General features: G+C 72.9%; 18 protein-coding genes and 1 pseudogene. 8 read left to right on the top strand and 11 right to left on the bottom strand.

All coding sequences use genetic code 11. The annotated features are described in order from the left end of the window. Positions 1 to 463 precede the first annotated feature (463 nt). Positions 464 to 2,989 (bottom strand): aminopeptidase N, encoded by a 2,526-nt coding sequence (gene pepN / locus ACIRR8_RS28310; RefSeq protein ID WP_404070074.1) that lies wholly within the window; start codon positions 2,987 to 2,989, stop codon positions 464 to 466. Between the two features lie 184 nt (positions 2,990 to 3,173). Here pepN and ACIRR8_RS28315 point away from each other — a divergent pair, with 184 nt between their 5' ends. Then, positions 3,174 to 4,028 carry an MIP/aquaporin family protein gene (locus tag ACIRR8_RS28315; protein WP_404070076.1) on the top strand — a complete coding sequence of 285 codons (855 nt, stop codon included), beginning with the start codon at positions 3,174 to 3,176 and terminating at the stop codon, positions 4,026 to 4,028. Positions 4,029 to 4,097: 69 nt separating this feature from the next. Here the strand turns inward: ACIRR8_RS28315 and ACIRR8_RS28320 are convergent, their stop codons facing one another. Both ACIRR8_RS28320 and ACIRR8_RS28325 read right to left on the bottom strand, forming a co-directional pair. Further along, positions 4,098 to 4,481, bottom strand: coding sequence for a chorismate mutase (locus ACIRR8_RS28320; protein WP_404070078.1), 384 nt, complete (start codon positions 4,479 to 4,481; stop codon positions 4,098 to 4,100). A 25-nt stretch (positions 4,482 to 4,506) separates the two neighbouring features. Continuing rightward, positions 4,507 to 5,385 (bottom strand): AraC family transcriptional regulator, encoded by an 879-nt coding sequence (locus ACIRR8_RS28325; protein WP_404070080.1) that lies wholly within the window; start codon positions 5,383 to 5,385, stop codon positions 4,507 to 4,509. A 222-nt stretch (positions 5,386 to 5,607) separates the two neighbouring features. Here ACIRR8_RS28325 and ACIRR8_RS28330 point away from each other — a divergent pair, with 222 nt between their 5' ends. Further along, positions 5,608 to 7,434 (top strand): beta-galactosidase family protein, encoded by a 1,827-nt coding sequence (locus ACIRR8_RS28330; protein WP_404070082.1) that lies wholly within the window; start codon positions 5,608 to 5,610, stop codon positions 7,432 to 7,434. Positions 7,435 to 7,522: 88 nt separating this feature from the next. Here the strand turns inward: ACIRR8_RS28330 and ACIRR8_RS28335 are convergent, their stop codons facing one another. Continuing rightward, positions 7,523 to 8,302: a S1 family peptidase gene (locus tag ACIRR8_RS28335; RefSeq protein ID WP_404070084.1), complete on the bottom strand. Its 780-nt coding sequence runs from the start codon at positions 8,300 to 8,302 to the stop codon at positions 7,523 to 7,525. Positions 8,303 to 8,536: 234 nt separating this feature from the next. Here ACIRR8_RS28335 and ACIRR8_RS28340 point away from each other — a divergent pair, with 234 nt between their 5' ends. Next, positions 8,537 to 9,439: a hypothetical protein gene (locus ACIRR8_RS28340; protein ID WP_404070086.1), complete on the top strand. Its 903-nt coding sequence runs from the start codon at positions 8,537 to 8,539 to the stop codon at positions 9,437 to 9,439. Between the two features lie 30 nt (positions 9,440 to 9,469). Beyond that, positions 9,470 to 10,294 (top strand): ankyrin repeat domain-containing protein, encoded by an 825-nt coding sequence (locus ACIRR8_RS28345; protein ID WP_404070088.1) that lies wholly within the window; start codon positions 9,470 to 9,472, stop codon positions 10,292 to 10,294. Here the strand turns inward: ACIRR8_RS28345 and ACIRR8_RS28350 are convergent. From ACIRR8_RS28350 to ACIRR8_RS28360, 3 genes are all read right to left on the bottom strand, one after another. Continuing rightward, positions 10,254 to 10,823 carry a GNAT family N-acetyltransferase gene (locus ACIRR8_RS28350; RefSeq protein ID WP_404070090.1) on the bottom strand — a complete coding sequence of 190 codons (570 nt, stop codon included), beginning with the start codon at positions 10,821 to 10,823 and terminating at the stop codon, positions 10,254 to 10,256. The genes ACIRR8_RS28345 and ACIRR8_RS28350 overlap by 41 nt on opposite strands. A gap of 53 nt (positions 10,824 to 10,876) precedes the next feature. Next, on the bottom strand, positions 10,877 to 11,005 hold the full coding sequence (locus ACIRR8_RS28355; RefSeq protein ID WP_404070092.1) for a hypothetical protein: 129 nt from the start codon (positions 11,003 to 11,005) through the stop codon (positions 10,877 to 10,879). 90 nt (positions 11,006 to 11,095) lie between these two features. Then, complete coding sequence (locus ACIRR8_RS28360; RefSeq protein WP_404070094.1) at positions 11,096 to 12,022, bottom strand: SDR family oxidoreductase; 927 nt, start codon at positions 12,020 to 12,022, stop codon at positions 11,096 to 11,098. Positions 12,023 to 12,118: 96 nt separating this feature from the next. Between ACIRR8_RS28360 and ACIRR8_RS28365 the strand changes: the two genes are divergently transcribed. The 4 genes from ACIRR8_RS28365 to ACIRR8_RS28380 are packed head-to-tail and all read left to right on the top strand — an operon-like array spanning position 12,119 to position 15,611. Next, entirely contained in the window at positions 12,119 to 12,868 is a 750-nt protein-coding gene (locus ACIRR8_RS28365; RefSeq protein ID WP_404070096.1) for an enoyl-CoA hydratase family protein, read from the top strand. A 3-nt stretch (positions 12,869 to 12,871) separates the two neighbouring features. Then, positions 12,872 to 13,783, top strand: a complete 912-nt coding sequence (locus ACIRR8_RS28370) for a CoA transferase subunit A (protein WP_404070098.1) — start codon at positions 12,872 to 12,874, stop codon at positions 13,781 to 13,783. Beyond that, positions 13,780 to 14,529: a CoA-transferase subunit beta gene (locus ACIRR8_RS28375; RefSeq protein WP_404070100.1), complete on the top strand. Its 750-nt coding sequence runs from the start codon at positions 13,780 to 13,782 to the stop codon at positions 14,527 to 14,529. Before ACIRR8_RS28370 ends, ACIRR8_RS28375 begins: the two co-directional genes overlap by 4 nt. Then, positions 14,529 to 15,611 (top strand): NAD(P)H-dependent flavin oxidoreductase, encoded by a 1,083-nt coding sequence (locus ACIRR8_RS28380; protein WP_404070102.1) that lies wholly within the window; start codon positions 14,529 to 14,531, stop codon positions 15,609 to 15,611. Before ACIRR8_RS28375 ends, ACIRR8_RS28380 begins: the two co-directional genes overlap by 1 nt. A gap of 169 nt (positions 15,612 to 15,780) precedes the next feature. Here the strand turns inward: ACIRR8_RS28380 and ACIRR8_RS28385 are convergent, their stop codons facing one another. The 4 genes and pseudogenes from ACIRR8_RS28385 to ACIRR8_RS28400 all read right to left on the bottom strand — a co-directional run. After that, on the bottom strand, positions 15,781 to 17,391 hold the full coding sequence (locus ACIRR8_RS28385) for a DEAD/DEAH box helicase (protein ID WP_404070104.1): 1,611 nt from the start codon (positions 17,389 to 17,391) through the stop codon (positions 15,781 to 15,783). A gap of 187 nt (positions 17,392 to 17,578) precedes the next feature. After that, positions 17,579 to 17,782: a cold-shock protein gene (locus ACIRR8_RS28390; RefSeq protein WP_003969786.1), complete on the bottom strand. Its 204-nt coding sequence runs from the start codon at positions 17,780 to 17,782 to the stop codon at positions 17,579 to 17,581. Positions 17,783 to 18,007: 225 nt separating this feature from the next. Beyond that, entirely contained in the window at positions 18,008 to 19,165 is a 1,158-nt protein-coding gene (locus ACIRR8_RS28395; protein WP_404070106.1) for an acetyl-CoA C-acetyltransferase, read from the bottom strand. Between the two features lie 30 nt (positions 19,166 to 19,195). Beyond that, positions 19,196 to 19,460 (bottom strand): annotated as a pseudogene (locus ACIRR8_RS28400) (TetR family transcriptional regulator); the annotation flags it as partial.

Here is a 19,460-nt window from a genome sequence, read left to right on the forward strand (position 1 = left end):
GTCCCGGTGGGGATGGGGGTGCGCTTTAGGCGGAGGCCGGGCGGCTTCCGGCGGAGGTGGCGTCCCGGGGCGGCTTCCGGTGGAGCGGAGGCCGGGGTGGCTTCCGGTGGAGGCGGAGGTCGGGGCGGCTTCAGGCGGAGGTGGAGGCCGGCGGCTTCCGGCGGAGGTGGCGTCCCGGGGCGCGGCGGCGCGAGGGGACGCGGGCGATCCTGACCGAGGCGCTGACAGGGCAGGCGGGGCCGCCGGCGGTTCTGCGGGCGGCCGGTCGGGGGCAACCGGTTCAGGGACGGCCGGTCCGCCGACGGCCGGTCCACCGACGGTCCATCCCTCGGTGGTCGGTCTGTCGGTGGGGCGTCCGTCGGCGGTCAGTCGCGGGGCCGTCGGTGCATGACCGGCTGAAAAGCCTGCGGGCGCGCGAAGGGTGTCTTCGCGCGCCCGCCGGTCCTCCCCCGGGTATGCCGGGTCAGTGCTCCGTCGCCCGTACGGCCAGGGCCCGGCGGAGGTCGTCGAGCTGGTCGACCAGCTTGCGGCGCAGCGCCGGGATGAGGGCCGGGTCCTTGAGGGCCCGGGTGCCGGTGGCGAGGCTGTCGGGGTCGATGGCGTACGCGGGGAATGCGTACCGTCCGGCGGCCTCCGCGATGGCCGGGCCCCGGCGGGCGGCGAGTGCGGTGGCGTCGGGGTAGAAGCGGTCGACGTACGCGGTCAGGAGCTCGTCCTGGCCGGGCTGCCAGAAGCCCTGGGCCGTGGCGGTGAACAGGTAGTTGGAGAGGGTGTCGTCGCCGAACATGGCCTGCCAGGCCGCCGCTTTGGCCTCGGGCGTGGGCAGCGCGGCCCGGCAGCGGGCGGCTCCTTCGCGGCCGGTGGCGCTGGGGTCGGCGGCGAGTTCGGCGTCGATGGCCCGCTCGTCGGTGGCGCCGAGGACGGCGAGGCGGGTGAGGATGCGCCAGCGCAGCTCGGGGTCGAGTTCGGGTCCGCCGTGGACGGTTCCTTCGGTGAGCCAGGCCTGGAGGGTGTCGGGCTGGGTGGCGGCGTCGATGAAGTGGCGTACGGCGGTGAGGCGCAGGCCCGGGTGGGAGCCGTCCTCCGTGCGGCGGATCAGGTCGCGGCAGAGGCTGGTGAGGGTGGCGAGGGCGGCCGGGCGGGCCTCGGGGGTGACGTAGCGGTCGGCGATCTGGCCGCCCGCGAAGGCCAGGACGCCTTGGACGAGGGCAAGGTCGCTCTCGTGCGGGAGGTGGGTACGGGCGGCGGTGAGGTAGCGCGCGGGGTCGAGCTCGCCGTCGCGGACCATGTCGCGGGCGGCGTTCCAGATGACGGCGCGGGTCAGGGCGTCGGGGATGGCGGAGAGGTGGTCGAGGGCGGTCTTCCAGGAGGTGGTGTCGAGGCGGATCTTGGCGTAGGTGAGGTCACCGTCGTTGAGGACGACGAGGGCGGGGCGGCGGCCGGTGCGGACGGTGGGGGTGGAGTCGCCGGGGATGTCGAGTTCGAAGCGGTCGCGGGGGGCGAGGTGGCCGGGGCCGGCCTGGGTGTTGAGGGCGTGGTCGAAGGTGGCGACGGTGATGCGGTGGGGTCGGCTGCCGTCGCGCTCGACGGCGAGCGCCCAGGACTGGCCGGCCTCGGTGGGTCCGGTGGGTTCGTGGACGTCGGCGGTGAGGGTGTCGACGCCGGTGGTGCGCAGCCACTGCTCGGCCCAGGCGTGGACGTCGCGGTCGGTGGCGGAGGCGAGGTTGTCGATGAAGTCGGCGAGGGTCGCGTTGGCGAACTTGTGCCGGGCGAAGTGGGTGTTGATGCCGGCGAGGAAGTCCTTCTCGCCGAGCCAGGCGACGAGTTGGCGGAGTGCGGAGGCGCCCTTGGCGTAGCTGATGCCGTCGAAGTTGAGGAGGGCGGAGGCGGTGTCGGGGACCGCGTCGGGGTCGGGTGCGACCGGGTGGGTGGAGGGGCGCTGGTCGGCGTCGTAGCCCCAGCCCTTGCGGGCGACGCCGAACTCGACCCAGGTGTCGGTGAAGGCGGTGGCTTCGGTGAGGGTCTGGTAGCCCATGTACTCGGCGAAGGACTCGTTGAGCCAGATGTCGTCCCACCAGCTGAGGGTGACGAGGTCGCCGAACCACATGTGGGCCATCTCGTGGGAGACGACCATGGCGCGGGTCTGGCGTTCGGTGTCGGTGACGGCCGAGCGGTAGATGAACTCGTCGCGGAAGGTGACGAGTCCGGGGTTCTCCATGGCGCCCGCGTTGAACTCGGGGACGAAGGCCTGGTCGTAGGAGTCGAACGGGTAGGGCTCGTCGAACTTCTCGTGGTAGCGGTCGAAGCAGGCGCGGGTGATACCGAGGATCTCGTCCGCGTCGGTGTCCAGGTGGGGCGCGAGGGAGCGGCGGCAGTGGAGGCCGAAGGGCAGTCCGGCGTGCCGGGTGGTGACCGAGTGCCAGGGGCCGGCGGCGACGGCGACGAGGTAGGTGGAGATGAGCGGCGTGGGCGCGATGGTCCAGTGCCCGTCCTCGGTGCGGTCGGCGATGCCGTTGCCGAGGACGGTCCAGCTTTCGGGGGCGGTCACGTCGATGGCGAAGACGGACTTGAGGTCGGGCTGGTCGAAGGCGGCGAAGACGCGCTGGACGTCCTCCATGAACAGCTGGGTGTAGACGTACGTCTCGCCGTCGGCGGGGTCGGTGAAGCGGTGCATGCCCTCGCCGGTGCGCGAGTAGCTCATCACGGCGTCGACGTGCAGTTCGTGCGGGCCGGCGGCGAGTCCGGTGAGGGGGTAGCGGTTGCCGTCGAGGAGGGCGGGGTCCAGGGGCTGTCCGTCCAGGCTGATCGAGCGCAGGGTGGCGGGCTTGACCTCGACGAAGGTGTCTCCGGCCACGTGGGCGGTGAACCGGATCGCGGCCCGCGAGTCGAAGGTCTCCTCGCCGGTGGTGAGGTCGAGGGCGATCGTGTACCGCTCCACGTCGATGATCTGGGCTCGGGTCTGCGCTTCGTCGCGCGTCAGTACGGACATGGGCCCATGCTGCCGTACGGGATCGGGCGCGGGCAGGGGGGTTCTCCCTGGGCGTACGGGAAGGGGGGCCTGCCCCAGGAGGGGGTGAGGTGTGCCGGTGTACGGGAGGGGGCGTATACCCCCTGGGGGCTGTTGCCGCTTACCATCTCCTCGGCGCGGCACACCGAGTACCGAGGACGTCCTCATGACGCTCACGCCTGCGCGCGCGACCGCCACCGACCGCTTTCCTGACCTGGTTCCTTCCCGGTTCCCCGGCCCGCCGGCCCCCTCCCCTTCCTCCTCCCCCGGCCTGATGTGCCGTGCCGTCTGCGAGTTCGGGCTGACCGCGCTGCTGCTCCTGGCCGTGGTGAGCGGTGTGCGGTGGCTCTTCGCGCCGGACGGGTACGGAGGCGGCGGGGCGGCGTTCGCGCTGCTCGGGGCGGGGGTCGGCGCGTTGCTCGCCGTCCTCATGCTCTCCGCGCCGGGGCGGTGGTCGGGCGGGCATCTGAATCCGGCCGTCACCGTCGCCCTGTGGCGGCTCGGGGCGTTTCCGGGGCGGGAGGTGGTGCCGTACGTCGTAGCGCAGGTGGGCGGCTCGGTGGTGGGGACGTGGCTGGCGGAGCTGGTGTGGGGGTCCGTGGTCGTCCGGCCTCCGGTCGTGCACGCGGTGGTGCGGCCCGGTCCCGGCTGGAGCGAGGGGGCCGTGCTGGTGGCGGAGGCCGGGGTGATGGCCGGGTCGACGCTGCTGCTCGCGGGGCTCCTGGGGCATCCGGTGGGCCGGAGGCTCCTCCCGTACGCCGTCGGTCTGGTCACCGCGCTCGTGATCGCGGTGCTGGGTCCGCTGAGCGGCGGATCGGCCAGTCCCGCGCGGCAGTTCGGCCCTGCGCTGCTGTCCGGGGAGGCCGGGCTGCTGTGGGTGTACGTGGCCGGGCCGGTGCTGGGTGCGGTGGCCGGGGCGGGGCTGGTGGCGGTGGTGCGCGGGAGGCCGGGCGCGGGGCTCGCGGTGGTGGCGTACAGGAGGCTCGGCGGTCGTCCGCCCGTCAGGCCCCGAAGGCCTTAGCGCCCCTGCCCGTCAGGCCTCGAAGCCTTGGCATCCCCGCCCGTCAGGCCCCGGAGACCGTGGCGTCCGTCAGGCCCCGGCGGCCTTGGCGTTCCCGTCGGCGGCGGCAGCGTTCCCGTTGCCCGTCTCCTCCGCGATGCGCTCGTGGTGGCGGATGACCTCGGCGATGATGAAGTTCAGCAGCTTCTCGGCGAAGGCCGGGTCCAGGTTGGCGCTCTGCGCGAGCTGTCGCAGGCGGGTGATCTGGCGGGTCTCGCGGGCCGGGTCGGCGGGCGGCAGCTGGTGGTCGGCCTTGAGGCGGCCGACCTGCTGGGTGGCCTTGAAGCGCTCGGCGAGCATGTGGACGACGGCGGCGTCGATGTTGTCGATGGACTCGCGCAGCCGGTTCAGCTCCGCCTGGACGGACGGGTCGGTCAGCTGGGACGCGGACGCGTCGTTCTCGCTCGTACTCATGGTCAGCGAGCTTAGACGTCCTTCCTCACGGCCCGATCATCGGCGGGTGGTCCGGGTCGGGCACCTGGTCGCTCCAGCCGCCGGGCACGCTGCGGCCCTGCTGTTCGCGGAAGCGGACGGGGGCGGTGCCGACGCGGCGGGCGAAGAGGCGGGAGAAGTAGGCGGGGTCGTCGTAGCCGACGCGGCGGGCGACGGCGGCGACCGGGAGGTCGGTGGCGGCGAGGAGTTCCTTGGCCCGGCCGAGGCGGATGGTGAGGAGGTAGTCCTTGGGGCTGCATCCGGCGCCGCGGCGGACGGCGGTGCGCAGTTCGGCGGGGGTCATGCCGTGTTTCGCGGCGTGTTCGGCGACGGTGAGCGGCTGGTAGGCGTCGCGGGCGAGCGCCTGGAGGACCGGATCGCCGTCGGGGCCGAGGTCGGCGCGGGCGCGGCGCAGTGAGACGAGGAGCTCGTGGACGGCGGCCGCGGTCTCGACCTCCAGGAGGGGGTTGCCGCGGCGGGCGGCGCGCACGATGCGGCCGACGGCGGCGCGCGGGGCGGCGGTGTCGGAGAGCGGGACGAGGGGGCGGTCGGGTTCGATGCAGCCGAGCTCGGTGTAGGTGGTGGTGGCGGGGCCGGTGAAGTCGACGAAGCTCTCGTCCCAGCCGGTGCCCGGATCGGCGCCGTAGTGGTGCGGGGTGCCGGGCGTGAGCCAGATGAGGGTGGGGCCGGTGACGGGGGTGCGGCGGCCGTCGGGGCCGCTGAACCAGCCGGTGCCGGAGTTGACGATGACGGCGACGTGGTGGTCCAGGGTGCGCGGGCCGACGGTGGGCAGTGCGCCGTGCTGGAGGCCGACGCCGAGGCAGACGAGGCCGAGGCGGTGGTGGAGCGGGCTGGGCGTGAAGAAGCGCATCCAGGTGTGGTACATCGCGGCCTTCCCCTCCCAGGGTCCTTGAAGACGTCACGCCCGACGGGTCCGTCACGCCCGACGGGTCCGTCGCGTCCGACCGTCCCTTGCGTCCGACCGTCCCTTGCGTCCAATCAGCAGCGATCTTTGTCCATGGACCGTCGTAACACCAGAGGTCACAGTGGTCGGACCATTGCCCGCCCGGGCCGCCGGGTGGACCGAGCGCAGGAGCGTACGTACACGATGTCCGACGTCACCGTGGGGACCGACCACTTCCGGCTGGACGGGAAGCCCGTACGGCTGCTGTCGGGTGCGCTGCACTACGCCCGGGTGCACGAGGACCAGTGGGAGCACCGGCTGGCGATGCTGGCGGCGATGGGGCTGAACTGCGTCGAGACGTACGTGCCGTGGAATCTGCACGAGGAGCGCGAGGGGGCGTACCGGGATGTGGGGGCGCTGGGGCGATTCCTGGACGCGGTGCGGCGGGCGGGGCTGTGGGCGATCGTGCGGCCGGGTCCGTACATCTGTGCCGAGTGGGAGAACGGCGGGCTACCGGTCTGGGTGACGGGCCGGTTCGGGCGGCGGGTGCGGACGCGGGACGCGGGGTTCCGGGCGGTGGTGGAGCGGTGGTTCCGGGAGCTGCTGCCGCAGGTGGTGGAGCGGGAGATCGGCCGGGGTGGTCCGGTGATCCTGGTGCAGGCGGAGAACGAGTACGGGAGTTACGGCAGCGACGCGGTGTATCTGGAGTGGCTGGCGGGGTTGTTGCGGGAGTGCGGGGTGAGCGTCCCGCTGTTCACGTCGGACGGGCCGGAGGACCACATGCTGACCGGCGGGTCCGTGCCGGGGCTGCCGGCCACGGCGAACTTCGGCTCCGGTGCGCGGGAGGCGTTCGAGGTGCTGCGCCGCCATCAGCCGGAGGGGCCGCTGATGTGCATGGAGTTCTGGTGCGGCTGGTTCGACCACTGGGGTGCGGAGCCGGTCGTACGGGATGCGGCTCAGGCGGCCGGGGCGCTGCGGGAGATCCTGGAGTGCGGGGCGTCGGTGAACATCTACATGGCGCACGGCGGGACGAACTTCGCCGGGTGGGCGGGGGCGAACCGGGGTGGGCCGGTGCAGGACGGGGAGTTCCAGCCGACGGTGACGTCGTACGACTATGACGCGCCGGTCGACGAGTACGGGCGGGCCACGGAGAAGTTCCACCTGTTCCGGAAGGTGCTGGAGGGATACGTGGAGGGCCCGCTGCCCGCGGTGCCGCCGGAGCCGGTGGGGCTGGCCGGACCGCCGGTGCGGGTGGAGTTGGACGGGTGGGCCGGGCTCGGTGACGTACTGGAGGCGCTGGGTGATCCGGAGGGGCCGGAGACGGGGGTGGCGCCGACGTTCGAGGAGCTGGGCGTGGGCCGGGGGCTGGTGCGCTACCGGGTGGCGGTGCCGGGGCCGCGTATGCCGTATCCGCTGACGGTGGCGGGGTTGCGGGACCGGGCGGTGGTGTACGTCGACGGGGTGCGGGCGGGGGTGCTGACCGAGGAGGGCCCGACGCTGCCGGAGCCGGTGGCGGGTCCGGCAGAGGTGGAGCTGTGGGTGGAGTCGCTGGGCCGGGTCAACTACGGGCCGCGCCTGGGTGAGCCGAAGGGGATCACGGGCGGGGTGCTGCACGAGCGGCAGTACCTGCACGGTGTACGGGCCCGGGGGCTGCGGCTGGACGCGTTCGAGGAGGCGGGTGCGGTGGCGGGGGTGCCGTTCGGGCCGGTGCCTTCGCCGATGGACGAGGGAGTGGAGCGGACCGGGCTGTTCCGGGGGGCGTTCACCGTCGGTACGGCGGAGGGCGTCGGTCACGCGGGGGTGCGGCTGCCGGGCTGGACGCGCGGGTTCGTCTGGGTGAACGGTTTCTGCCTGGGCCGGTACTGGTCGGTGGGCCCGCAGGAGACGCTGTACGTACCGGGTCCGGTGCTCCGGGACGGCGTCAACGAGGTGTGGGTGCTGGAGCTGGAGGGTGCGGGCGAGGCGTGGGTGGAGCTGGGCCCGGGGGCCCCCGCACGGTGCTCGGGCGCCCCCGGGGTGGTTCAGCCGTGATCGTCCCCGGGTGGATCAGTCGTGATCATCCGCGGGATGGTTCAGCCGTGACCACCACCCGCGGGGTGGCGGGTGGTGGTCACCGGCGTCAGAGCGTGCGGGCCGCGGAGGCGATGGCGGAGGCGAAGGTCGAGACCTCGGTGTAGACGCCGGGGTAGCCGGGCCGGGCGCAGCCGTAGCCCCAGCTGACGATGCCGACCTGGACCCACTCGTTGGCGTTGTCCTTGCGGAACATCGGGCCGCCGGAGTCACCCTGGCAGGTGTCGATGCCGCCGGTGTCGGGGTAGCCGGCGCAGATCTCCTCGTTGGCGACCAGCTCGTTGCCGTAGGCGGAGCGGCAGGCGGCGTCGGAGACGAACGGGACGTTGGCCTTGAGCAGGTAGCGCTGCTGGCTGCCGCCCTCGCGGTTGGCGCCCCAGCCGGCGACGGTGAAGGTGCCCTGGTTGTACGCGGTGGTGGTGGCGATCTTGAGGGTCGGCTGGTTGATGGGCTGGGCGAGCTTGATCAGCGCCCAGTCCTTGCCGGTGCCGTTGTAGCCGGGGGCCTGGAGGACCTTGGTGGAGCGGACCTTGACGGCGTTGGGCGACTGGAGGTCGACGACGCCGCCGGTGGCGGTGATCGAGGTGTTGTTGCCCGATCCGTTCACGCAGTGGGCGGCGGTGAGGACGATGTCCTTGGCGTAGAGGGCGCCGCCGCAGCCCATGGAGAGCCGGACCATGAAGGGGAACTCGCCCTGGGCGGCGCGGGTTCCGCCGACGACGGGGTTGGGGGCGGCCGAGGCGGTGACGGGCTGGAGGCCGACGACGGCGATCGCGACGGTGGCGACGACGACGGAACATCTCTTCAGCGCACGCAGGAGTTGCTTCACGGACTGCCTTCTTTCGTGGGGGGTTGCGGTGGGAACCACGACGGGACGACTCCATGACTTGGTCATGAACCCGTCAAGGCAATCCGATTATCGGGAGCCGTTCACCGCTGCCACAAGGCGCACTTTTCGGCCAAGCTCGCCCCCGGCGATTCCCGCGGCCCTCGGACACCCCGGCCTACAGTGGAGACCGGCCGGGGACGGGGGTTCCCGGCCGGAGCGGATGGGGGTACGGACATGAGCAACGGCAGTCCGGGCGCACCGGTCGTCCACGGCTTTCCGCATCTGGAGACGGTCCGGTCCGCGATCACCGCGCTGTACCGGCGCCTCTCCTCCGACGGCGTCCACTCCTACGGCACCAGCCTGGTACCGGCCGACGCCGCCTTCTCCGACGCGGACGACCTCCATCTCGGCGCCCAGCGGGTGGCCCGGGCCCTGGTCCAGCACCTCCGCCTGCCAGACGCCCGCATGATCGTCGGCTTCCGCACGATGGAGCACGCGGCGAGCGTGGAACTGACCGCGGGTCCCGAGTACTTCATCGAGCTGAACGACCGCTTCCGCACCCACCGCAGGGACATCGGCGCGGCGCTCGCGCATGAGATCACCCATGTCCTGCTGCACCGGCTCGGCCTGGAGTTCCCCGGCACACGGGACAACGAGATCCTGACCGACACGGTGACCGCCTACCTCGGCGCGGGCTGGCTGCTGCTGGACGCCTTCCGGGAGGACGCGGCCTCCCGGCAGAAGCTGGGGTATCTGACGCCGGAGGAGTTCGGATACGTCCTGGCCAAGCGGGCGTTGGCGTTCGACGAGGACCCTTCGCCGTGGTTCACCAGCCCGCAGGCGTACACGGCGTACACCAAGGGCCGGGCGCAGGCGCTGCACGATCTGCGCCGGCCTCCGCTGACGGCGGCGGGCTGGGCGGGACGGCGTCGGTACGCCAAGGACCGCCGGTACGCCCAGGACCATCCAGGTACGGCCGCGGCCCCGGATGTTCCGTACGCCTTCGAGTCCGGCGGCGAGGGCCTGCGGGTCTCCTTCGCCTGCCCCACCTGCCACCAGCGCATCCGGCTCCCGGTGCGGGGGCGGGTGGTCGCGCGGTGCGGGCTGTGTCGTACGCGACTGGAGTGCGACACCTGAGCATCATTTCGGCCACCGTAGGGTCGAAGCATGACGAACGAGCCGATCAGGGACGAACCAAGCCTGTTCGATGCGCTGTACGAGGACGAGAACGCTGTCGTTCGGGCGCTGCGCGCGGGTGCGCAGGCGGAGGCGAGCGACGAGGAAGGCACGACGGCGCTCTATCTGGCGGCGGTCCAGGACCTGCCCGGAACAGTACGGCTGCTGCTGGCGGCGGGCGCCGACCCCGACCGGGCGAGCGGCCCCGAGGCGGGCGATCTGCCGCTGTGCGGGGCGGCGTGCGGCGGGCACACCGAGGTGGTGGAGGCGCTGCTGGCCGCCGGGGCGCGGCCGGATCTGCCCGAGGAGTTCGGGTTCACGGCGCTGCGCTGGGCGGTGGGTCTCGGCCACGCCGCCACGGTGGAGGCGCTGCTCGCGGGAGGTGCCGACCCGTTGCTGCCGGGCCCGCAGGGCGAGCCGATGCTGGTCCTGGCGGCGCAGCGCGGCTCGGTGCGGACGGTGCGGGCGCTGCTGGAGTACGGGGCCGGGGCGCGGGGTCAGGAAGCGGTGGCCGGGGTGGCGCTGGCCGAGGCGCGGCGGCCGGCTGGGGTGGACCTGGAGCGGGAGCTGCTGGGGCAGCTGGAGGAGGCGTACGGGACCGGGCTCGACGCGGTGGTGCGGCGCGAGGTGGTCGACGGCGAGGAGACGGTGACCGTGGAGCTGCTGCGGGACGGGGAGCCGGCGGCGGGGGTGGACCGGCACACGGGGCACGCGGAGATCGCGGCGCTGCTGGAGGAGGTGGTGCGTGGTGGTGGAGCCGGTCCGGCCGACGGTGCTACCGGCCCGGCCGACGGGCCTCCCACTCCGCCCGCGTGAGCACGTACTCCACCTCACCGTGCTCCGAACCCGCGATGGCGTCCGGCCAGTCCTCGGTGTAGGCGCGGAGGAAGGTCAGACCCGCCTTCTCCATCACCCGCCGGGATCCCGCGTTGACGGCCATGGTGTTGGCGGTCACGCGCTCCGCCCCGAGGCCGGTGAACCCCTTGTCCACCAGGGCCCGCGCGCCCTCGGTGGCGTAACCACGGCCCCAGGCGGCCCGGTTGAGCCGGTAGCCGAGCTCGACGACGGTGGGGTCGTGGTCGGCGAGGGGCCGGAGTTCGAACCAGCCGAGGAAGGTGCCGCCGGCCTTCTCCTCCGCGGCCCAGAACCCACGGGTGCCGGTGCAGGGGTGGTCGTGGAGGAGCCTCGGCAGGGTCCGTTCCCGGATGGCGTCGGCGGTGGTGGGCCGGCCGCCGTTGATGTACCGCATGACCTCGGGGTCGTTGTCGAGGGCGAGCAGATGAGGGGCGTCGGCGGCGGTGAACGGGCGCAGCACCAGGCGGTCGGTCTCCAGGAAGGCGGGCATGTGGTGATCCTCTCGGTACGCGGCCGGGTCGCGCCACCGGACGGGCGCGGGGCTCACAGGCCCAGCGGGTGGATGCGGAAGGTCGGCCCCTGCGGGCTCCTCAGCCGCGCGCGGGGCCGGCCGCACTCGTGGGTCTTGAGGTCCATCCAGCAGAACTCGTTCAGCGGGCCGTGCCGTGTCATCGTGCGCTCCTCGGTGTCCTGTGCTGGATACCGGGAGCGCGGACGCCTCCGCAAGCGAGTTTCGCCGTGACCCGTGGTCCGCGCCTTCCCTTACGACGCCCCGTACACCCGTTGCGGCGCCTCCGCGTCCGCCAGCAGCCGGCGCACCGCCTCACCCGCCTCGGCCGGGGACCTGCGCACACCCCGGTCGTCGGTGGGGCCGGGGCGCCAGCCCTCCATGACGGTGATGCGGCCCGCCTCGGCCTCGAAGACGCGGCCGGTCACGCCGTCGCTGGCCGATGAGCCGAGCCAGACGACGAGGGGCGAGACGTTCTCGGGGGCCATCGCGTCGAATCGACCTTCTACCGGGGCCGCCATCGTCGCGGCGAAGGTCTGCTCGGTCATCCGGGTCCGGGCCGCCGGGGCGAGGGCGTTGACGTGGACTCCGTAGCGGCCGAGTTCGGCGGCCGCGACCAGGGTCAGGGCGACGATTCCGGCTTTGGCGGCCGCGTAGTTGCTCTGACCGACGCTGCCGAGGAGTCCGGCGCCGGAGCTGGTGTTGACCACCCGGGCGGCGGGCGGGCGGCCCGCCTTGGCCTCGGCGCGCCAGTGGGCGGCGGTGTGTTTCAGCGGCAGGAAGTGGCCCTTGAGGTGGACGCGCATGACCGCGTCCCAGTCGTCCTCCTCCAGGTTGACGAGCATCCGGTCGCGGAGGAAGCCCGCGTTGTTGACCAGGGTGTCGAGGCGGCCGAAGGCGTCCAGTGCGGTGGTGACGAGGGAGGCGGCGCCTTCGGTGGTGGCGATGTCGCCGTCGTGGACGACCGCTTCGCCACCCGCCGCCACGATCTCCGCGACGACCCGGCGGGCGGGTCCCGCGGAGGGGCCGTCGCCGCCGGGGCCGACGCCGAGGTCGTTGACGACGAGCCGGGCGCCTTCGGCGGCGAAGGCGAGCGCGTGGGCCCGGCCGAGGCCGCGTCCGGCGCCGGTGACGGCGACGACCCGGCCCGCGCAGAGCCGTCCGCTGGTGGATGAGGTCATCGCATCTCCCGTTCGCGTGGGCCTGGTTGGCGGCCGGAGGCGTGACTGCTACCGTCCACCTAACAAATGTTTGGTGGAAAGGTAGCTGATCCTCCGATGACTGTCTCCACCGCACATCCGGCCGGCGCCGAAGGCGTGTGTGTCGTCACCGTCGACCATCCGCCCGTCAACGCCCTTCCCGTACAGGGCTGGTACGACCTGGCCGACGCCGTCCGGGCCGCGGGCCGCGACCCGGACGTACGGTGTGTCGTCCTGGCCGCCGCCGGGCGCGGCTTCAACGCCGGTGTGGACATCAAGGAGTTGCAGCGCGACCCGGGAGCCGGCTCCCTGATCGGCGTCAACCGGGGCTGCGCGGAGGCGTTCGAGGCCGTGTACGCGTGCGAGGTCCCGGTCGTCGCCGCCGTGCGGGGGTTCTGCCTCGGCGGCGGTGTCGGCCTCGTCGGGAACGCCGACGCGATCGTGGCGAGCGAGGACGCGGTCTTCGGCCTGCCGGAGCTGGACCGGGGCGCGCTCGGGGCGGCGACCCATCTGGCCCGACTGGTCCCGCAGCATCTGATGCGGACGCTGTACTACACCGCCCGCACGGTGACGGCGGCCGAGCTGCTGTCCCACGGCTCGGTCTGGCGGGTCGTCCCGCCGGATGAACTACTGGACGTGGCACTGGAGTTGGCCGTGGAGATCGCGCGTAAGGACGGACACCTGCTGCGGCTGGCGAAGGCCGCGCTCAACGGCATCGATCCCGTCGACGTACGCCGGAGCTACCGCTACGAACAGGGCTTCACCTTCGAGGCGAGCCTGTCCGGCACCGCCGACCGGGTCCGTGACACCTTCGGCAAGGAGGCCTGAGAGATGAGCGCCGACCGAGCCCGCTCCCGTACGGTGTCCGCCGCGCGCGACAAGACCATGACGCCCGACGAGGTGGCCGCCCGGCTGCGCAGCGGCATGACGATCGGCATCGGCGGCTGGGGCTCGCGCCGCAAACCGATGGCTCTGGTGCGGGCGTTGCTCCGCTCCCCCGTCACCGATCTGACGGTGGTCTCCTACGGCGGCCCGGACGTCGGACTGCTCGCCGCCGCCGGCCGGATCTCCCGCCTGGTCACGGCGTTCGTGACGCTCGACTCGATCCCGCTGGAGCCGCACTACCGGGCGGCCCGGCAGCGCGGGGCGTTCGCCCTGACGGAGATCGACGAGGCGATGTTCCTGTGGGGGCTGCAGGCGGCCGCCAACCGGCTGCCGTTCCTGCCGGTGCGGGCGGGGCTCGGCTCCGATGTGATGCGGGTCAACCCGGATCTGCGCACGGTGACTTCACCGTACGAGGACGGCGAGGAGCTCGTCGCGATGCCGGCCCTGCGGCTGGACGCGGCACTGGTCCACCTGAACCGGGCGGACCGGCTGGGCAACGGCCAGTACCTGGGCCCCGACCCGTACTTCGACGATCTGTTCTGCGAGGCGGCGGACGAGGCGTACGTCTCCTGCGAACGCCTGGTGGAGACCGCGGAGTTGACGAAGGGGTCCGTGGCGCCGCAGACCCTCCTCGTCCAACGGCACTCCGTCACCGGGGTGCTGGAGACCCCGGGCGGCGCGCACTTCACCTCATGTGTTCCCGACCAGCCGCGCGACGAGCCGTTCCAGAAGGCGTACGCGGCCGCGGCGGCCGATCCGGGGGCCTGGGCCGAGTTCAGCGCGCGTTTCCTGCCTCCGGACGGCGACGAGACGAGCTACCACCAGGCGGTCCGCACATGGCACGAGGAGCAGAAATGACCCCGTCCGCCGTCAAGGACATCACCCGCGCCGAGTACTGCGTGATCGCCTGCGCGGAGGCCTGGCGCGGCGACGGCGAGATCCTGGCCAGCCCGATGGGCGCGGTCCCGTCCGTCGGCGCGCGGCTGGCCCGGCTGACCTTCGCACCCGGACTGCTGCTCACCGACGGCGAGGCGATGATCGTCGGCGCGGACGGCGAGGTGGAGGGCTGGCTCCCGTACCGCAGGCACCTCACCCTGGTCACCGGCGGGCGGCGGCACGTGATGATGGGCGCGAGCCAGATCGACCGGTTCGGCAACCAGAACATCTCCTGCATCGGCGACTGGGACCAGCCCACGCGTCAACTCCTGGGCGTACGCGGAGCACCGGTCAACACATTGAACAACCCGGTGAGTTACTGGATCCCCCGGCACTCGGTCCGGGTCTTCGTCGAGCGGGTCGACATGGTCTGCGGGGTCGGTCACGACCGGGCAGAGGTGGCGGGCCCTTCCGCCACGCGCTTCCACCGCATCCCTCGAGTCGTCAGCGATCTCGGGGTGTTCGACTTCGCGACCCCGGACCGTTCGATGCGGCTGGTCTCGGTCCACCCGGGCGTCACGGTGGACCAGGTCCGCGAGGCGACCGGCTTCGCCCTGACCGTACCCGCCGACGTCCCGTACACCCGCGAACCCTCCCCCGCGGAACTCGCCCTGATCCGCGAGGTCATCGACCCCTCGGGCACCCGGAACCGCGAGGTGCGGGCCTGATGCGCACGGCGCTCACGGACCTCACGGGGGTCCGCCACCCGATCGTGCAGACGGGCATGGGGTGGGTCTCCGGCCCCCGCCTGGTCACCGCGACCGCGCGGGCCGGGGCGCTCGGGATCCTGGCCTCCGCGACGATGACGCCGGATCAACTGCGTTCCGCCGTACGGGAGGTGAGGTCCCGGACGGACGCTCCGTTCGGGGTGAACCTGCGCGCCGACGCCGGGGACGCGCGGGAGCGGGTGCGGATCATCGTGGAGGAGGGCGTACGGGTGGCGTCGTTCGCGCTGGCCCCGTCGAAGGAGCTCATCGCGGAGCTGAAGGACGCCGGCGTGGTGGTCGTCCCGTCGGTGGGGGCCCGGCGGCATGCGGAGAAGGTGGCGGCGTGGGGCGCGGACGCGGTGATCGTGCAGGGCGGCGAGGGCGGCGGCCACACGGGGAACGTGGCGACGACGGTGCTGCTGCCCCAGGTGGTCGACGCGGTGGACATCCCGGTGGTCGCGGCGGGCGGCTTCCACGACGGGCGTGGGCTGGTGGCGGCGCTGGCGTACGGGGCGGCGGGCGTGGCGATGGGGACCAGGTTCCTGCTGACCTCGGACTCGACGGTGCCGGATGCGGTGAAGGCGCGGTATCTGGCGGCCACGGTCAGGGACATCACGCTGACGACGGCCGTGGACGGGCTCCCGCACCGGATGCTCCGTACGGAGATGGTGGCGCGGTTGGAGGGTGCGGGGCGGGTCCGTGCCCTGTCCCGAGCGGTGCGGCAGGCTGCCCGCCTCCGGCGGATCTCGGGGCTGAGCTGGCCGGGGATGGTGCGGGACGGTCTGGCGCTGCGGCACGGCAAGGAGCTGGCCTGGAGCCAGGTTCTGATGGCGGCGAACACGCCGATGCTGCTGAGGGCGGCGATGGTGGACGGCCGCGCGGATGCGGGCATCATGGCGTCCGGCCAGGTGGCGGCCCTGATCGAGGACCTGCCGAGCGTGGAGGTGCTGGTGGGGCGGGTGATGGCGGAGGCGGAGCGGACCCTGACGGCTCTGGGCACGCAATCCAGCCCGTCCGCCAACCCCAGCCCGTCCGGCGCTTGAGGACGGACCCGACACATCCAGCCCGTCCGGCGCTTGAGGACAGCCCCGTCCGGGGCCTTCGGGGCTCTGCCCCGGACCCCGGTCCTCAATCGCCGGACGGGCTGGAAGTGGCCCCGGTCCTCAAGCGGCGCCGGACGGCTGGGTGCGTGCCGGACGGCCGGAAATGCCGCTACGCGGCGCGACGCCCCCGCGTAGGCGCACCGGAGCGGCCCGCACCACGGGACTCGCCACCGGCACGCGCGGCGCCGCCGGAACGACCCGCGCCACCTCCCTGGGCACCGCCACCGGCGCCACCCGCACCAGAACCGCGCCGTCCCCGGCCCCGGCTCCCGGAGCGCACCGTGCCGCCGCCGGAACCGGCAGAACCCGAACCGCCCGACCGCGTCCGCTGCTTCGGCGGCGTCGGCTGCGGGACCTCGACCACGATCGCGATCCCCGACGGTTCACGCGCGCCGGTGATGCGGGAGAGCTCCTCGTCGCTGGAGGTGACCCGCGTGGTGCGCGGCGCGATGCCCGCGTCCTGCATCAGCCGGGTCATCTCCCGCTTCTCCTCGGGCAGCACCAGCGTGACGACGCTGCCGGACTCCCCGGCGCGGGCCGTGCGGCCACCCCGGTGGAGGTAGTCCTTGTGGTCCGTCGGCGGGTCCACGTTGACGACGAGGTCGAGGTCGTCGACGTGGATGCCGCGGGCGGCGACGTTCGTCGCGACGAGCGCGGTGACCTGGCCGTTCTTGAACTGGTCGAGCGTCCGGTTGCGCTGCGGCTGGGAGCGCCCGCCGTGCAGCGCGGCAGCCCGTACACCGCTGGCGAGAAGCCGCTTGGCGAAGCGGTCGGCGGCGCGCTTGGTGTCGACGAACATGATCACGCGGCCCTCGCGGGCGGCGATCTTCGTGGCGACGGCCTTCTTGTCCGTCTCGTCCATCACGTGGAGCACGTGGTGCTCCATCGTGGTGACCGCACCGGCGGACGGGTCGACGGAGTGGACGACCGGGTCGGTGAGGAACATCTTGACGAGGCGGTCGATGTTCTTGTCCAGGGTCGCGGAGAACAGCATCCGCTGCCCGTCCGCCTCCACCTGCTTGAGCAGGGCGACGACCTGCGGCATGAACCCCATGTCGGCCATCTGGTCGGCCTCGTCGAGGACGGTGATCGAGACCTGGTCCAGCCGGCAGTCGCCGCGCTCGATGAGGTCCTTGAGCCGGCCCGGAGTGGCGACGAGCACTTCGGCGCCGCGCCGCAGCGTGGCGGACTGCCGGGTGATCGACATGCCGCCGACGACGGTGGCGAGCCGCAGGTTCACGGCGGTGGCGTACGGGGTGAGCGCGTCGGTGACCTGCTGGGCCAGCTCACGGGTCGGGACGAGGACCATCGCCAGCGGGGCGCGCGGCTCGCTGCGGCGCCCGGCGGTGCGGGCGAGCAGGGCCAGGCCGAAGGCGAGGGTCTTGCCGGAGCCGGTGCGGCCACGGCCGAGGATGTCCCGGCCGGCCAGCGAGTTCGGCAGGGTCGCGCCCTGGATCGGGAACGGCTCGGTGACGCCCTGCGCGGCGAGGGTCTTCAGCAGCGCGGCCGGCATGTCGAGGTCGGCGAAGGCGTCGACGGAGGGCAGCGCGGGGGTCACCGTCTCCGGCAGCGCGAACTCGCCCTGCGGCGGAGTGGCGCGGCGACGGGCCGGAGCCTTGGAGCGGGCGCCGCCACCCCGGTTGCCCGACGGTGCCTGAGCGCCGCCGCCACGGGCCGGGCGGGAGCGGGGGGTGCGGTCCTGGCGTTCGAAACGGGTCATACGGAATTGCCCTCCTGGGGGATTCCTGGGCAACTACGGATTCGGATCACTGCCGATGTGCTTGTCCTGCCGCTTTTCGTGCGCCCCCAGGATGCGCGCACAGAACGGGTTGTTGCTCGGACAGCACAAACCGGGGCCCGCACCTTCACGGTGCGGGCCCCGGTCAGCGAGGTACGCGTCGCGGCAATTAGGCCGGGACGATGTTCTCCGCCTGCGGGCCCTTCTGGCCCTGCGTGACGTCGAAGGAGACCTTCTGGCCCTCCTGGAGCTCACGGAAGCCCGAGGTGGCGATGTTGGAGTAGTGGGCGAAGACGTCGGCGCCGCCGCCGTCCTGCTCGATGAAGCCGAAGCCCTTTTCCGAGTTGAACCACTTCACGGTGCCGGTGGCCATGTCATTCTCCTAAAACAGGTGCAGTGCCGAGAACCCGCACTTTACGGATTCCAAGTCGCCGCATTGAGCCCCATCCGGAGAAAGCCGGAAAACAATAAAGCGCCTGAGGAAGCATTCCCGTCAGGCGCACATAAAGTTCATGGGTACCAAAACTGCAACGGGAACACCGTAGCACGTCCTCCCCGCCGGTGGTGGATCACGCCACGCCGCAGCGGGAGGAGGGCGTCACAGGCGCTCGACGACGGTGACGTTGGCCTGGCCGCCGCCCTCGCACATGGTCTGGAGCCCGTACCGGCCGCCGGTGCGTTCCAGTTCGTGCAGGAGCGTGGTCATCAGCCTGGCGCCGGTCGCGCCGAGCGGATGGCCGAGCGCGATGGCCCCGCCGTTGACGTTGACGCGCTCGGGGTCCGCGCCGGTCTCCTTCAACCAGGCGAGGACGACCGGCGCGAAGGCCTCGTTGATCTCGACGAGGTCGATGGCGTCGATGGTGAGGCCGGTCTTCTTGAGGGCGTACGCGGTGGCGGGGATCGGCGCGGAGAGCATGCGGATCGGGTCCTCGCCCCGTACGGAGAGGTGGTGGATCCGGGCGCGCGGGGTCAGGCCGTGTTCGGCGACGGCACGCTCTGAGGCGATGAGGAGGGCTGCGGCCCCGTCGGAGACCTGCGAGGAGCAGGCGGCGGTGATCGTGGAGCCGGGCAGGACGGGGCTGAGGGCGGCCATCTTGGCCAGGGTGGTGTCGCGGCGCGGGCCCTCGTCCACGGTGACGTCCCCGTACGCCACGGTCTCGCGGGCGAAGCGGCCCTCGTCGATGGCGCGGACGGCGCGGCGGTGGGAGGTGAGCGCGAACTCCTCCATGTCCCGGCGGCTGATGTCCCACTTCTCGGCGATCAGCTGGGCGCCGTGGAACTGGTTGACGGGCGCGTCGCCGTACCGGGCGCGCCAGCCCTCGCTGCCCGCGTACGGGCCCTCGGTGAGGCCGAGGGGTTCGGCGGCCTGGCGGGAGGCGAAGGCGATGGGGATCTGGGTCATGTTCTGCGTGCCGCCCGCCACCACGAGGTCCTGGGTGCCGGAGAGGACGCCCTGGGCCGCGAAGTGGAGTGCCTGCTGCGAGGAGCCGCACTGCCGGTCGACGGTGACGCCCGGCACCTCCTCGGGGAGCCCGGCGGCCAGCCATGACGTACGCGCGATGTCGCCGGCCTGCGGTCCCACGGTGTCCAGGCAGCCGAAGACGACGTCCTCCACGGCCGCCGGGTCGACGCCCGAGCGGGCGATCAGCTCGCGCAGCACATGGGCGCCGAGGTCGGCGGGGTGGACGGTCCCGAGGCCTCCCTTGCGCCGTCCGACGGGTGTCCGTACCGCTTCGACGATGTAGGCCTCGGCCATGGCTGCTGCTCCTCGGTCATCGAGAGGGGGCTAGGTGCGCAGAGCGATCCCGTCCAGCACCATCGACAGGTACTGGCGGGCGATCTCCTCGGGGCTGTGGTGTCCGCCGGGCCGGTACCAGGAGGCGGCGACCCAGACGGTGTCGCGGACGAAGCGGTAGGTGAGGCGGATGTCCAGGTCGTGGGGGGGGGGGGGGGCCGCGGCGCCCCCCCCCCCCCAGGCGCGCCAGGCCGGCGCGAACCACCTCCGCGCGGCGGAGAGGGAGGCGCCGCGCGGCGGGGTCGCGAGGGGCGTG

Origin of the sequence: Streptomyces sp. NPDC101178 (assembly GCF_044767965.1) — a bacterium.
Taxonomy (GTDB): Bacteria; Actinomycetota; Actinomycetes; order Streptomycetales; family Streptomycetaceae; genus Streptomyces.

Coding starts and splice junctions, on each gene's coding strand:
- pepN (WP_404070074.1), bottom strand. CDS start 2,989: ATGTCCGTACTGACGCGCGACGAAGCGCAGACCCGAGCCCAGATCATC.
- ACIRR8_RS28315 (WP_404070076.1), top strand. CDS start 3,174: ATGACGCTCACGCCTGCGCGCGCGACCGCCACCGACCGCTTTCCTGAC.
- ACIRR8_RS28320 (WP_404070078.1), bottom strand. CDS start 4,481: ATGAGTACGAGCGAGAACGACGCGTCCGCGTCCCAGCTGACCGACCCG.
- ACIRR8_RS28325 (WP_404070080.1), bottom strand. CDS start 5,385: ATGTACCACACCTGGATGCGCTTCTTCACGCCCAGCCCGCTCCACCAC.
- ACIRR8_RS28330 (WP_404070082.1), top strand. CDS start 5,608: ATGTCCGACGTCACCGTGGGGACCGACCACTTCCGGCTGGACGGGAAG.
- ACIRR8_RS28340 (WP_404070086.1), top strand. CDS start 8,537: ATGAGCAACGGCAGTCCGGGCGCACCGGTCGTCCACGGCTTTCCGCAT.
- ACIRR8_RS28345 (WP_404070088.1), top strand. CDS start 9,470: ATGACGAACGAGCCGATCAGGGACGAACCAAGCCTGTTCGATGCGCTG.
- ACIRR8_RS28350 (WP_404070090.1), bottom strand. CDS start 10,823: ATGCCCGCCTTCCTGGAGACCGACCGCCTGGTGCTGCGCCCGTTCACC.
- ACIRR8_RS28355 (WP_404070092.1), bottom strand. CDS start 11,005: ATGACACGGCACGGCCCGCTGAACGAGTTCTGCTGGATGGACCTCAAG.
- ACIRR8_RS28360 (WP_404070094.1), bottom strand. CDS start 12,022: ATGACCTCATCCACCAGCGGACGGCTCTGCGCGGGCCGGGTCGTCGCC.
- ACIRR8_RS28365 (WP_404070096.1), top strand. CDS start 12,119: ATGACTGTCTCCACCGCACATCCGGCCGGCGCCGAAGGCGTGTGTGTC.
- ACIRR8_RS28370 (WP_404070098.1), top strand. CDS start 12,872: ATGAGCGCCGACCGAGCCCGCTCCCGTACGGTGTCCGCCGCGCGCGAC.
- ACIRR8_RS28375 (WP_404070100.1), top strand. CDS start 13,780: ATGACCCCGTCCGCCGTCAAGGACATCACCCGCGCCGAGTACTGCGTG.
- ACIRR8_RS28380 (WP_404070102.1), top strand. CDS start 14,529: ATGCGCACGGCGCTCACGGACCTCACGGGGGTCCGCCACCCGATCGTG.
- ACIRR8_RS28385 (WP_404070104.1), bottom strand. CDS start 17,391: ATGACCCGTTTCGAACGCCAGGACCGCACCCCCCGCTCCCGCCCGGCC.
- ACIRR8_RS28390 (WP_003969786.1), bottom strand. CDS start 17,782: ATGGCCACCGGCACCGTGAAGTGGTTCAACTCGGAAAAGGGCTTCGGC.
- ACIRR8_RS28395 (WP_404070106.1), bottom strand. CDS start 19,165: ATGGCCGAGGCCTACATCGTCGAAGCGGTACGGACACCCGTCGGACGG.